This window comes from Streptococcus alactolyticus (assembly GCF_012277075.1).
GTDB lineage: Bacteria > Bacillota > Bacilli > Lactobacillales > Streptococcaceae > Streptococcus > Streptococcus alactolyticus.
Genome location: NZ_JAAXMT010000006.1, coordinates 35,046 through 48,498 on the forward strand (window position 1 = coordinate 35,046; position 13,453 = coordinate 48,498).

15 protein-coding genes, 1 tRNA gene and 2 rRNA genes are annotated in these 13,453 nt (G+C 41.3%); all 18 read left to right on the forward strand.

What is annotated here, in order from left to right; translation table 11 throughout:
- The first annotated feature begins 3 nt into the window (after nt 1-3).
- On the forward strand, nt 4-189 hold the full coding sequence (locus HFK82_RS05015) for a type Z 30S ribosomal protein S14 (protein WP_003062863.1): 186 nt from the start codon (nt 4-6) through the stop codon (nt 187-189).
- Between the two features lie 99 nt (nt 190-288).
- Nucleotides 289-687, forward strand: coding sequence for a 30S ribosomal protein S8 (gene rpsH, locus HFK82_RS05020; RefSeq protein ID WP_154454892.1), 399 nt, complete (start codon nt 289-291; stop codon nt 685-687).
- 113 nt (nt 688-800) lie between these two features.
- On the forward strand, nt 801-1,337 hold the full coding sequence (gene rplF / locus HFK82_RS05025; protein ID WP_154454893.1) for a 50S ribosomal protein L6: 537 nt from the start codon (nt 801-803) through the stop codon (nt 1,335-1,337).
- Between the two features lie 103 nt (nt 1,338-1,440).
- A complete protein-coding gene (rplR, locus tag HFK82_RS05030) occupies nt 1,441-1,797 on the forward strand; it encodes a 50S ribosomal protein L18 (RefSeq protein ID WP_167829288.1) in 357 nt (118 codons plus the stop codon).
- 18 nt (nt 1,798-1,815) lie between these two features.
- Nucleotides 1,816-2,310: a 30S ribosomal protein S5 gene (gene rpsE, locus HFK82_RS05035; protein ID WP_154454894.1), complete on the forward strand. Its 495-nt coding sequence runs from the start codon at nt 1,816-1,818 to the stop codon at nt 2,308-2,310.
- Between the two features lie 14 nt (nt 2,311-2,324).
- Nucleotides 2,325-2,507 carry a 50S ribosomal protein L30 gene (gene rpmD / locus HFK82_RS05040; RefSeq protein ID WP_154454895.1) on the forward strand — a complete coding sequence of 61 codons (183 nt, stop codon included), beginning with the start codon at nt 2,325-2,327 and terminating at the stop codon, nt 2,505-2,507.
- A 143-nt stretch (nt 2,508-2,650) separates the two neighbouring features.
- Entirely contained in the window at nt 2,651-3,091 is a 441-nt protein-coding gene (rplO, locus tag HFK82_RS05045) for a 50S ribosomal protein L15 (RefSeq protein WP_168261044.1), read from the forward strand.
- A gap of 16 nt (nt 3,092-3,107) precedes the next feature.
- Entirely contained in the window at nt 3,108-4,412 is a 1,305-nt protein-coding gene (gene secY / locus HFK82_RS05050; RefSeq protein WP_154454897.1) for a preprotein translocase subunit SecY, read from the forward strand.
- 96 nt (nt 4,413-4,508) lie between these two features.
- Nucleotides 4,509-5,150, forward strand: a complete 642-nt coding sequence (locus HFK82_RS05055) for an adenylate kinase (RefSeq protein ID WP_154454898.1) — start codon at nt 4,509-4,511, stop codon at nt 5,148-5,150.
- A gap of 117 nt (nt 5,151-5,267) precedes the next feature.
- The gene (gene infA / locus HFK82_RS08980; protein WP_001040189.1) at nt 5,268-5,486 is read left to right on the forward strand and encodes a translation initiation factor IF-1; all 219 of its coding nucleotides are present in this window, start codon (nt 5,268-5,270) and stop codon (nt 5,484-5,486) included.
- Between the two features lie 25 nt (nt 5,487-5,511).
- Nucleotides 5,512-5,628 (forward strand): 50S ribosomal protein L36, encoded by a 117-nt coding sequence (rpmJ, locus tag HFK82_RS05065; protein ID WP_002959355.1) that lies wholly within the window; start codon nt 5,512-5,514, stop codon nt 5,626-5,628.
- A 17-nt stretch (nt 5,629-5,645) separates the two neighbouring features.
- The gene (gene rpsM, locus HFK82_RS05070; RefSeq protein WP_003062883.1) at nt 5,646-6,011 is read left to right on the forward strand and encodes a 30S ribosomal protein S13; all 366 of its coding nucleotides are present in this window, start codon (nt 5,646-5,648) and stop codon (nt 6,009-6,011) included.
- A gap of 17 nt (nt 6,012-6,028) precedes the next feature.
- Nucleotides 6,029-6,412: a 30S ribosomal protein S11 gene (gene rpsK, locus HFK82_RS05075; protein WP_003062885.1), complete on the forward strand. Its 384-nt coding sequence runs from the start codon at nt 6,029-6,031 to the stop codon at nt 6,410-6,412.
- A 48-nt stretch (nt 6,413-6,460) separates the two neighbouring features.
- The gene (locus tag HFK82_RS05080) at nt 6,461-7,399 is read left to right on the forward strand and encodes a DNA-directed RNA polymerase subunit alpha (RefSeq protein WP_168261045.1); all 939 of its coding nucleotides are present in this window, start codon (nt 6,461-6,463) and stop codon (nt 7,397-7,399) included.
- A 22-nt stretch (nt 7,400-7,421) separates the two neighbouring features.
- The gene (gene rplQ, locus HFK82_RS05085) at nt 7,422-7,808 is read left to right on the forward strand and encodes a 50S ribosomal protein L17 (protein WP_154454901.1); all 387 of its coding nucleotides are present in this window, start codon (nt 7,422-7,424) and stop codon (nt 7,806-7,808) included.
- Between the two features lie 1,456 nt (nt 7,809-9,264).
- Nucleotides 9,265-10,812 (forward strand): 16S ribosomal RNA (locus HFK82_RS05090).
- Nucleotides 10,813-10,866: 54 nt separating this feature from the next.
- Nucleotides 10,867-10,939: transfer RNA gene (locus tag HFK82_RS05095), tRNA-Ala, on the forward strand.
- 143 nt (nt 10,940-11,082) lie between these two features.
- A 23S ribosomal RNA gene (locus tag HFK82_RS05100) occupies nt 11,083-13,453 on the forward strand; the annotation flags it as partial.

Here is a 13,453-nt window from a genome sequence, read left to right on the forward strand (position 1 = left end):
TAATTGGCTAAAAAATCTATGATTGCTAAGAATCATCGCCCTGCGAAATTCTCTACGCAAGCTTACACTCGTTGCGAACGTTGTGGCCGTCCACATTCAGTTTACCGCAAATTCAAACTTTGCCGTGTTTGCTTCCGTGAGTTAGCTTACAAAGGACAAATCCCAGGGGTTACCAAAGCTTCTTGGTAAGTCGATGAGATAAGAATAGGAAGGCAATGACTGTTGCTTTCCCATGACATTAACTAGCAAGTGAGTAATTCAAACTACTAGTAAGAGGAGAATATAAAAATGGTTATGACTGACCCAATTGCAGATTTTCTAACACGCATCCGTAATGCTAACCAAGCAAAACATGAAGTGTTGGAAGTACCTGCTTCAAACATTAAAAAAGGAATTGCTGAAATTCTTAAACGCGAAGGTTTCGTGAAAAACGTTGAAATCATCGAAGATGACAAACAAGGAATCATCCGTGTTTTCCTTAAATATGGACAAAACGGAGAACGCGTTATCACTAACTTGAAACGTGTTTCTAAACCAGGTCTTCGTGTTTACGCAAAACGTGAAGATGTTCCTAAAGTTCTTAACGGACTTGGAATTGCAATTATCTCTACATCAGAAGGTCTTTTGACTGACAAAGAAGCACGTCAAAAGAACGTTGGTGGAGAAGTTATTGCTTACGTTTGGTAAGATAAGTACAACACATTTCTTACTAACAAATGGACTACTAAGCATATAGTAGTCGCCCCGTGAAAACTCGTCGCATTAAGCGGCTTGACAATTTAACAGGAGAATATAAAACTATGTCACGTATTGGTAATAAAGTTATCAACTTGCCTGCTGGTGTAGAAGTTACTAACAATAACAATGTAGTAACTGTTAAAGGACCTAAAGGCGAACTCACTCGTGAGTTTAACAAAAATATTGAAATCAAAGTTGAAGGCAATGAAGTTTCACTTCACCGTCCAAATGACTCAAAAGAAATGAAAACAATTCATGGTACAACTCGTGCTAACTTGAACAACATGGTTGTTGGTGTTTCTGAAGGTTTCAAAAAAGAACTTGAAATGCGTGGGGTTGGATACCGTGCACAACTTCAAGGTTCAAAACTTGTACTTTCTGTCGGTAAATCTCACCAAGACGAAGTAGAAGCTCCAGAAGGCATTTCATTTGAAGTACCATCTGCAACTAACATCGTCGTTAACGGTATCAACAAAGAAGTTGTTGGTCAAACAGCAGCTTACATCCGTAGCCTTCGTGCTCCAGAACCTTATAAAGGTAAAGGTATCCGTTACGTTGGTGAATACGTTCGTCGTAAAGAAGGTAAAACTGGTAAATAATAGATTATGGGAGTTTTTGCGAGAGTTCTTCTTGCAAAATTCCTATTCTAGTATTTATAACGTGTCATTTTGACATCATTTAAAAAATTAAGAGGTGAAAATTGTGATTTCGAAACCAGATAAAAATAAAATCCGTCAAAAACGCCATCGTCGCGTTCGCGGTAAACTCTCTGGAACTGCTGATCGCCCACGTTTGAACGTTTTCCGTTCTAATACAGGCATCTACGCTCAAGTAATTGATGACGTAGCGGGTGTAACGCTCGCAAGTGCATCAACTCTTGATAAAGAAGTTTCAAAAGGAACTAAAACAGAACAAGCCATTGTTGTCGGTAGACTTGTTGCTGAACGCGCAGTAGCTAAAGGTATTTCTGAAGTGGTGTTTGACCGCGGTGGATATCTCTATCACGGACGTGTTAAAGCTTTGGCTGACTCAGCTCGTGAAAACGGATTGAAATTCTAATAGGGAGGACACTTAATAATGGCATTTAAAGATAATGCAGTTGAACTTGAAGAGCGCGTTGTTGCCATCAACCGTGTTACAAAAGTTGTAAAAGGTGGACGTCGTCTTCGCTTTGCTGCTCTTGTAGTTGTTGGTGACCGTAATGGTCGTGTAGGTTTTGGTACTGGTAAAGCTCAAGAAGTACCAGAAGCTATCCGTAAAGCTGTCGAAAGCGCTAAAAAGAACATGATCGAAGTACCAATGGTTGGTACAACTATTCCTCACGAAGTTCGTTCAGAATTTGGTGGAGCAAAAGTATTATTGAAACCTGCTGTTGAAGGTGCGGGGGTTGCCGCTGGTGGTGCTGTTCGTGCCGTCATCGAATTGGCTGGTGTAGCGGATGTTACATCTAAATCACTTGGTTCAAACACTCCAATCAACATCGTTCGTGCAACTGTTGAAGGTTTGAAACAACTTAAACGTGCTGAAGATGTCGCTGCTCTTCGCGGTGTTTCAGTTTCTGATTTAGCTTAAGAAAGGAGATCATCATGGCTCAAATTAAAATTACTTTGACTAAGTCTCCAATCGGACGCATCCCTGCTCAACGTAAAACAGTTGCCGCACTTGGACTTGGTAAATTGAATAGCTCAGTTGTCAAAGAAGACACTCCAGCTATCCGTGGAATGATTACTGCGGTTTCACATTTAGTAACTGTTGAAGATGTTAAATAATTAACATCAATATGAGTGTTCGTTTAAGTCGCAGAGGAAACTCTTGCGGCTTAAACTAGATAATGGTATAGGCGAGTTTCTATAGGGAGTCCTTTCCCCCTATAGGGGCGCTAGCATTTTACAAATAAAGGAGAAATTAAATAATGAAACTTCATGAACTTAAACCAGCAGAAGGTTCACGTAAAGTACGTAATCGTGTAGGTCGTGGTACATCATCTGGTAATGGTAAAACTGCCGGACGTGGTCAAAAAGGTCAAAAAGCACGTAGCGGTGGAAAAGTACGTCTTGGTTTTGAAGGTGGACAAACACCATTGTTCCGTCGTATGCCAAAACGTGGTTTTTCAAACGTTAACGCAAAAGAATACGCACTTGTAAACCTTGATCAACTTAATGTTTTTGAAGATGGTACAGAAGTAACTCCAGTTGTTCTTAAAGAAGCTGGAATCGTTCGTGCTGAAAAATCAGGTGTTAAAGTCCTTGGTAACGGTGAATTGACTAAAAAATTGACTGTTAAAGCAGCTAAATTCTCTAAATCTGCTGAAGCAGCGATCACAGCTAAAGGTGGTTCAGTCGAAGTCATCTAATTGAGGGGGACATAGAATGTTCTTTAAGCTACTTAAGGATGCGCTAAAAGTAAAAAATGTTAGAAATAAGATTTTCTTTACACTTTTTATTATTTTCGTTTTCCGTGTTGGAACACATATTACAGTTCCTGGAATTAATGCGAAAAGCCTAGGGCAATTAGGAGAACTTCCCTTTTTGAACATGTTGAACCTTGTTTCAGGGAATGCTATGAGTAACTTCTCTGTATTTTCAATGGGGGTCAGCCCTTATATCACAGCATCCATCATTGTTCAACTTCTACAAATGGACATTCTACCTAAGTTTGTCGAATGGAGTAAGCAAGGTGAAGTAGGGCGTCGTAAGTTAAATCAGGCAACGCGCTACATTTCTCTTGCTTTAGCATTTGTTCAATCTATTGGGATTACCGCAGGATTTAATACCTTATCAAGCATAGCATTGGTTTCTACCCCAAATGTCAAAACCTATCTTTTGATTGGCGCTCTTTTAACAACAGGTAGCATGATTGTTACTTGGTTGGGTGAGCAAATCACGGATAAAGGTTTTGGGAATGGTGTATCAATGATTATCTTCGCGGGTATTATCTCATCAATTCCAAGTGCAATCTCAACGATTTATGAAGACTTCTTCGTGAACGTTCGTTCAAGTGATTTAATGTCTTCATACATCTTTGTTGCTTTGTTGATCTTAGCAGTGTTGGTTATTGTTTTCTTTACCACATTTGTTCAACAAGCAGAATATAAAATTCCAATTCAATATACAAAACTTGAAAAGGGAGCTCCAACAAGTTCGTACCTTCCTTTAAAAATTAATCCAGCTGGCGTTATTCCCGTTATCTTTGCGAGCTCGATTACAACTATTCCAAGTACGATTATCCCGTTGATTTCAAATGGTCGAGATATTCCTTGGCTAACGAACCTTGAAAAACTATTAAACTACCAAACCCCAACAGGAATGGTTGTTTATGCAGTGCTAATTATCCTATTCTCTTTCTTCTATACTTTTGTGCAAGTCAATCCCGAAAAAACAGCCGAGAACTTGCAAAAGGGAGCGTCTTATATTCCTAGTGTTCGACCTGGACGCGAAACGGAAGATTATTTGTCTTCATTATTGAAGAAATTAGCCACTGTTGGATCTGTTTTTCTAGCATTCATTTCTCTAACACCAATTGTTGCTCAACAAATGATGGATTTGTCTAGCAGCATTGCTTTAGGGGGAACAAGTTTGTTGATCTTGATCTCAACAGGAATTGAAGGAATGAAACAACTTGAAGGTTATCTCTTAAAGAGAAAGTATGTTGGTTTCATGAATATAGCAGAATAGAATATAGGTTGACTTTGTCAACCTTCTATTTTGTTATTAAATAAATCTAACCTGATAGCAGTTAGATTTATTTAATAACAAAATAAGGAGACGATTATGAATCTTTTGATTATGGGCTTGCCAGGTGCTGGTAAAGGGACTCAAGCAGCCAAAATTGTTGAAAAATTTGGTTTAGTACATATTTCTACTGGAGATATGTTCCGTGCAGCAATGGCAAACAAAACCGAAATGGGTGTATTGGCAAAATCATTCATCGATAAAGGTGAATTGGTTCCTGATGAAGTGACAAACGGTATTGTTAAAGAACGCTTAGCACAAGCTGATATTGCAGAAAAAGGTTTCTTGCTTGATGGTTACCCACGTACTATCGAACAAGCACATGCTTTGGACGAAACTCTTAACAACTTGAATTTGACATTAGATGGTGTGATTAACATCGATGTTAACCCAGATTCACTTGTTGAACGTTTGAGTGGTCGTATCATTAACCGCAAAACAGGAGAAACATTCCACAAAGTATTCAATCCACCAGTTGGTGATTACAATGAAGATGATTTCTACCAACGCGAAGATGACAAACCTGAAACTGTAAAACGCCGTCTTGATGTTAATATCGCTCAAGGAGCACCAATTCTTTCACATTATCGTCAATCAGGTCTTGTTTACGATATTCAAGGTAACCAAGATATTGATGCTGTTTTTGCTGACATTGCAGATGTTGTAGCAAAATTAAAATAATGAGATTTTAATACTTGCGTAAGCATTAATTTGATGCTATAATAGGTTAGTCTGACTTATAATTGTTACCTCTGTATCCAGAGGACATCAAATCGAAATTTAGAGGGGGGCTTTTGCGTGGCAAAAGAAGATGTGATTGAAATCGAAGGTAAAGTTGTTGAGACGATGCCTAATGCTATGTTTACTGTTGAGTTAGAAAATGGACACCAAATCTTGGCAACTGTATCAGGAAAAATCCGTAAGAACTATATCCGTATCTTGGTAGGTGATCGTGTTACTGTTGAAATGAGTCCTTACGACTTAACTCGTGGCCGTATCACATACCGCTTTAAATAATCGAAATAATTGGAGGGATAAAAAAATGAAGGTAAGACCATCAGTCAAACCAATTTGCGAATACTGTAAAGTTATTCGTCGTAACGGTCGTGTTATGGTAATTTGTCCATCAAATCCAAAACACAAACAACGTCAAGGATAATATAGAAAGGAGAAAAAATGGCTCGTATTGCTGGAGTTGATATTCCAAATGAAAAACGTGTAGTAATTTCACTTACTTATGTGTATGGTATCGGACTTGCGACTTCTAAGAAAATCTTAGCTGCAGCTGGTGTTTCAGAAGACATCCGTGTTAAAGATTTAACATCAGATCAAGAAGATGCTATCCGTCGTGAAGTTGATGCAATTAAAGTTGAAGGTGACCTTCGTCGTGAAGTAAACTTGAACATCAAACGTTTGATGGAAATCGGTTCATATCGTGGAATCCGTCACCGTCGTGGACTTCCTGTCCGTGGACAAAACACTAAAAATAACGCTCGCACTCGTAAAGGTAAAGCTGTTGCGATTGCAGGTAAGAAAAAATAAAATAGGAGGTAAAAAAATTGGCTAAACCAACACGTAAACGTCGTGTGAAAAAGAACATCGAATCTGGTGTTGCTCATATTCACGCTACATTTAATAACACTATTGTTATGATTACAGATGTGCATGGTAACGCAATTGCATGGTCATCAGCTGGTGCTCTTGGATTTAAAGGTTCTCGTAAATCTACTCCATTCGCTGCACAAATGGCTGCAGAAGCTGCTGCTAAATCTGCACAAGAACATGGTCTTAAAACCGTTGAAGTTACTGTAAAAGGTCCTGGTTCAGGTCGTGAGTCTGCTATTCGTGCTCTTGCCGCTGCTGGTCTTGAAGTGACTTCAATCCGTGACGTTACTCCTGTGCCACACAATGGTGCTCGTCCTCCAAAACGTCGTCGTGTGTAATCATAATTGTTAATAGTACACAAGATTCGTTTCGAGGGAGTATAATAAATGATTGAGTTTGAAAAACCAATAATAACAAAAATTGATGAAAATAAAGATTACGGTAGATTTGTTATTGAACCACTTGAACGTGGTTATGGGACAACTCTAGGTAATTCTCTTCGTCGTGTACTCTTGTCTTCACTCCCAGGTGCGGCAGTAACATCAATCAAAATTGATGGAGTACTCCACGAATTTGACACTATTCCAGGTGTACGCGAAGATGTTATGCAAATCATCCTTAATATTAAGGGACTTGCAGTAAAATCTTATGTCGATGATGAAAAAATCATTGAACTCGATGTTGAAGGTCCGGCAGAAGTAACTGCAGGGGATATCTTAACAGACAGTGACGTTGAAATTGTCAATTCTGATCATTATCTTTTCACCATCGCTGAAGGACATAGTTTGAAAGCAACTATGACAGTAGCTAAAAAACGTGGTTATGTTCCAGCTGAAGGTAACAAAAAAGATGATGCTCCGGTGGGCACTCTTGCTGTAGATTCTATCTATACACCGGTGAAAAAAGTTAATTATCAAGTAGAACCAGCTCGTGTAGGTAGCAATGATGGTTTTGATAAATTGACTATTGAAATCATGACAAACGGAACAATCATTCCTGAAGACGCACTAGGTCTTTCTGCACGTGTTTTAATCGAACACTTAAATCTATTTACTGACTTGACAGAAGTAGCTAAAAATACAGATGTCATGAAGGAAGTAGAAAAAGTTAACGATGAAAAAGTCTTAGATCGCACTATTGAAGAACTTGATTTGTCAGTTCGTTCATACAACTGTCTAAAACGTGCAGGTATCAATACTGTGTTTGATTTAACTGAAAAAACCGAACCTGAAATGATGAAAGTCCGCAATCTAGGTCGTAAAAGCCTTGAAGAAGTTAAGGTTAAACTTGCTGATCTTGGACTTGGACTTAAAAACGATAAATAATAAAATAATATAGGAGGAAAAAATGGCTTACCGTAAATTAGGACGTACTAGTTCACAACGTAAAGCAATGCTTCGTGATTTGACAACTGATCTTTTGATCAACGAATCTATTGTAACAACTGAAGCTCGCGCTAAAGAAATCCGAAAAACAGTAGAAAAGATGATTACTTTAGGTAAACGTGGTGATCTTCATGCTCGCCGTCAAGCTGCTGCTTTTGTTCGTAATGAAATTGCATCTGAAAACTTTGACGAAGCAACTGAAACATACACTTCACAAACTGCGCTTCAAAAACTTTTCGATGATATTGCACCTCGTTACGCAGAACGCAACGGTGGATACACTCGTATTCTAAAAACTGAACCACGCCGTGGTGACGCTGCTCCAATGGCTATCATTGAGTTAGTATAATTTTTATCAATTTTGTTGAGTGTTATGATGATGGAATGTTCGCATTCTTAGTCTAGCTCTGGTCTACCGCTAGGATTTTTCCTAGCGGGAACACTCATCATATTGTCATATAGGAACACTTGTTTACGAAATATCTCTAGCTTAGAAATATTTCGCAAGCAGGTGTTTTTGTATATTACTTACGATTTAATAAATGTAAGAAGCTCAATAGGGCTCTCTAGCATATAGACGGGCTTATATGTCGTTTTAAAGCTATAATATACTTAGGTTCTATTTAAGGCTATCAAACCCTTTATATGGGCGTTTAATCACGTTAATAGGAAAATTGTGTTGTAATTCATAGAAATAGTTTAAATAGCTCATTTGACGTTGATTTAGTATTGTGAATCATCTTTTTCGATATATCAGGAAATGATGGAGATTCTAATTGATAATTGTCTAAAAGTTAGCTAAATCTCCTCAAACTATTAATAGCAATGTTAATGGTTGATAAGTCATACAACTTTGTATAAAGAAATGTTTAAAATGTGTTATTCACCTGATACGCCATAAGAAATCCATGAAATAATAGTAATTTTCTGTTAAGTAGATTTTCACATCAATAAGTTAAAAAAATAGTTCTCTATATCAAGTAGTATTGTTTCCTCGAAGAAATGCTTAAGAAGCTAATTTAAGGCCGACAGAAGCCCTATTAAGCAAGTAATGGAAAAAACCAATATAGGGATATATCGTACTCATATGGGCTAAAATGGCCCCTTACTCACCTCTAACTGATAAAATAACAGCTTCGGTCGATTCAGCCGTGAATATCATTCTATCGATTTACTATTTTTTTCAAAAAAATCTCAAATTCCCTTGACAATAGATTTAGTATTTAGTATACTGAATAAGCTGTCAACGAGGGACGGTTGATAACTTAAAGGTTTTGAAAAAACTTTAAAAAAGTTATTGACAAGAGATCCAAGAGATGGTAAACTGTTATAGTTGTCTGATGAGAGGACAACAGCTATCAGGTTTCAAAAAAGCTTTTGAAAAAACTTAAAAAAGTTGTTGACAAAGCGAAAGAGATTTTATCGATTTACTATTTTTTTCAAAAAAATCTCAAATTCCATTGACAATAGATTTAGTAATTAGTATACTGAATAAGCTGTCAACGAGGGACGGTTGATAACTTAAAGGTTTTGAAAAAACTTTAAAAAAGTTATTGACAAGAGATCCAAGAGATGGTAAACTGTTATAGTTGTCTGATGAGAGGACAACAGCTATCAGGTTTCAAAAAAGCTTTTGAAAAAACTTAAAAAAGTTGTTGACAAAGCGAAAGAGATTGGATAAAATATAATAGTTGTCTCGAGAGAGATAAAGACCTTTGAAAACTGAACAAGACGAACCAAACGTGCGGGTTGAGAAATCGACCTGTAAAGCAGATAAATCTGTCAGTGACAGAATGAGAACAAGATTAAATGAGAGTTTGATCCTGGCTCAGGACGAACGCTGGCGGCGTGCCTAATACATGCAAGTAGAACGCTGAAGAAAGGAGCTTGCTTCTTTTGGATGAGTTGCGAACGGGTGAGTAACGCGTAGGTAACCTGCCTTGTAGCGGGGGATAACTATTGGAAACGATAGCTAATACCGCATAATAGCTTTTGACACATGTTAGAAGCTTGAAAGATGCAATTGCATCACTACGAGATGGACCTGCGTTGTATTAGCTAGTAGGTAGGGTAACGGCCTACCTAGGCGACGATACATAGCCGACCTGAGAGGGTGATCGGCCACACTGGGACTGAGACACGGCCCAGACTCCTACGGGAGGCAGCAGTAGGGAATCTTCGGCAATGGGGGCAACCCTGACCGAGCAACGCCGCGTGAGTGAAGAAGGTTTTCGGATCGTAAAGCTCTGTTGTAAGAGAAGAATGTGTGTGAGAGTGGAAAGTTCACACAGTGACGGTAACTTACCAGAAAGGGACGGCTAACTACGTGCCAGCAGCCGCGGTAATACGTAGGTCCCGAGCGTTGTCCGGATTTATTGGGCGTAAAGCGAGCGCAGGCGGTTTAATAAGTCTGAAGTTAAAGGCAGTGGCTTAACCATTGTTCGCTTTGGAAACTGTTAAACTTGAGTGCAGAAGGGGAGAGTGGAATTCCATGTGTAGCGGTGAAATGCGTAGATATATGGAGGAACACCGGTGGCGAAAGCGGCTCTCTGGTCTGTAACTGACGCTGAGGCTCGAAAGCGTGGGGAGCAAACAGGATTAGATACCCTGGTAGTCCACGCCGTAAACGATGAGTGCTAGGTGTTAGGCCCTTTCCGGGGCTTAGTGCCGCAGCTAACGCATTAAGCACTCCGCCTGGGGAGTACGACCGCAAGGTTGAAACTCAAAGGAATTGACGGGGGCCCGCACAAGCGGTGGAGCATGTGGTTTAATTCGAAGCAACGCGAAGAACCTTACCAGGTCTTGACATCCCAGTGACCGCTCTAGAGATAGAGTTTTTCTTCGGAACACTGGTGACAGGTGGTGCATGGTTGTCGTCAGCTCGTGTCGTGAGATGTTGGGTTAAGTCCCGCAACGAGCGCAACCCTTATTGTTAGTTGCCATCATTCAGTTGGGCACTCTAGCGAGACTGCCGGTAATAAACCGGAGGAAGGTGGGGATGACGTCAAATCATCATGCCCCTTATGACCTGGGCTACACACGTGCTACAATGGTTGGTACAACGAGTCGCAAGTCGGTGACGGCAAGCAAATCTCTTAAAGCCAATCTCAGTTCGGATTGTAGGCTGCAACTCGCCTACATGAAGTCGGAATCGCTAGTAATCGCGGATCAGCACGCCGCGGTGAATACGTTCCCGGGCCTTGTACACACCGCCCGTCACACCACGAGAGTTTGTAACACCCGAAGTCGGTGAGGTAACCGTAAGGAGCCAGCCGCCTAAGGTGGGATAGATGATTGGGGTGAAGTCGTAACAAGGTAGCCGTATCGGAAGGTGCGGCTGGATCACCTCCTTTCTAAGGAAAAACGGAAGCACGTTTGGCGTATTGTTTAGTTTTGAGAGGTCTTGTGGGGCCTTAGCTCAGCTGGGAGAGCGCCTGCTTTGCACGCAGGAGGTCAGCGGTTCGATCCCGCTAGGCTCCATTGAATCGAAAGATTCAAAGATTGTCCATTGAAAATTGAATATCTATATCAAATTCCACAATTAGAAATAATTGTAGAAAGTAACAAGAAATAAACCGAAACGCTGTGATTTAATGAGTTTAAGGTCAATAAGACCAAAATAAGGTTAAGTTAATAAGGGCGCACGGTGGATGCCTTGGCACTAGAAGCCGATGAAGGACGTGACTAACGACGAAATGCTTTGGGGAGCTGTAAGTAAGCATTGATCCAGAGATGTCCGAATGGGGGAACCCGGCAACTAATGGTTGTCACTCATTACTGTTAAGGTAATGTAGAGGAAGACGCAGTGAACTGAAACATCTAAGTAGCTGCAGGAAGAGAAAGCAAACGCGATTGCCTTAGTAGCGGCGAGCGAAGAGGCAGGAGGGCAAACCGATGTGTTTACACATCGGGGTTGTAGGACTGCGTTGTGGGACGACAAGATTATAGAAGAATTACCTGGGAAGGTAAGCCAAAGAGAGTAACAGCCTCGTATTCGAAATAGTCTTTAACCCTAGCAGTATCCTGAGTACGGCGAGACACGAGAAATCTCGTCGGAATCTGGGAGGACCATCTCCTAACCCTAAATACTCTCTAGTGACCGATAGTGAACCAGTACCGTGAGGGAAAGGTGAAAAGCACCCCGGGAGGGGAGTGAAATAGAACCTGAAACCGTGTGCCTACAACAAGTTCGAGCCCGTTAATGGGTGAGAGCGTGCCTTTTGTAGAATGAACCGGCGAGTTACGATATGATGCGAGGTTAAGTTGAAGAGACGGAGCCGTAGGGAAACCGAGTCTTAATAGGGCGATTTAGTATCATGTTGTAGACCCGAAACCATGTGACCTACCCATGAGCAGGGTGAAGGTGAGGTAAAACTCACTGGAGGCCCGAACCAGGGCACGTTGAAAAGTGCTTGGATGACTTGTGGGTAGCGGAGAAATTCCAAACGAACTTGGAGATAGCTGGTTCTCTCCGAAATAGCTTTAGGGCTAGCGTCGATGTTAAGTCTCTTGGAGGTAGAGCACTGTTTGATTGAGGGGTCCATCCCGGATTACCAATATCAGATAAACTCCGAATGCCAATGAGATATAATCGGCAGTCAGACTGCGAGTGCTAAGATCCGTAGTCGAAAGGGAAACAGCCCAGACCACCAGCTAAGGTCCCAAAATATATGTTAAGTGGAAAAGGATGTGGGGTTGCACAGACAACTAGGATGTTAGCTTAGAAGCAGCTATTCATTCAAAGAGTGCGTAATAGCTCACTAGTCGAGTGACCCTGCGCCGAAAATGTACCGGGGCTAAAACATATTACCGAAGCTGTGGATACCTTTTAGGTATGGTAGGAGAGCGTTCTATGTGTGATGAAGGTGTACCGTGAGGAGTGCTGGAACGCATAGAAGTGAGAATGCCGGTATGAGTAGCGAAAGACAGGTGAGAATCCTGTCCACCGTAAGACTAAGGTTTCCAGGGGAAGGCTCGTCCGCCCTGGGTTAGTCGGGACCTAAGGAGAGACCGAAAGGTGTATCCGATGGCCAACAGGTTGATATTCCTGTACTAGAGTATATAGTGATGGAGGGACGCAGTAGGCTAACTAAAGCGTGCGATTGGAAGTGCACGTCTAAGCAGTGAGGTGTGATATGAGTCAAATGCTTGTATCTGTAACATTGAGCTGTGATGGGGAGCGAAGTTTAGTAGCGAAGTTAGTGATGTCACACTGCCAAGAAAAGCTTCTAGCGTTAATTATACTCTACCCGTACCGCAAACCGACACAGGTAGTCGAGGCGAGTAGCCTCAGGTGAGCGAGAGAACTCTCGTTAAGGAACTCGGCAAAATGACCCCGTAACTTCGGGAGAAGGGGTGCTGACTTTAAGTCAGCCGCAGTGAATAGGCCCAAGCAACTGTTTATCAAAAACACAGCTCTCTGCTAAATCGTAAGATGATGTATAGGGGGTGACGCCTGCCCGGTGCTGGAAGGTTAAGAGGAGCGCTTAGCAATAGCGAAGGTGTGAATTGAAGCCCCAGTAAACGGCGGCCGTAACTATAACGGTCCTAAGGTAGCGAAATTCCTTGTCGGGTAAGTTCCGACCCGCACGAAAGGCGTAATGATTTGGGCACTGTCTCAACGAGAGACTCGGTGAAATTTTAGTACCTGTGAAGATGCAGGTTACCCGCGACAGGACGGAAAGACCCCATGGAGCTTTACTGCAGTTTGATATTGAATATCTGTACCACATGTACAGGATAGGTAGGAGCCTATGAAATCGGGACGCTAGTCTCGGTGGAGGCGTTGTTGGGATACTACCCTTGTGTTATGGCTATTCTAACCCAGATAGGTTATCCCTATCGGAGACAGTGTCTGACGGGCAGTTTGACTGGGGCGGTCGCCTCCTAAAAGGTAACGGAGGCGCCCAAAGGTTCCCTCAGAATGGTTGGAAATCATTCGCAGAGTGTAAAGGTATAAGGGAGCTTGACTGCGAGAGCTACAACTCGAGCAGG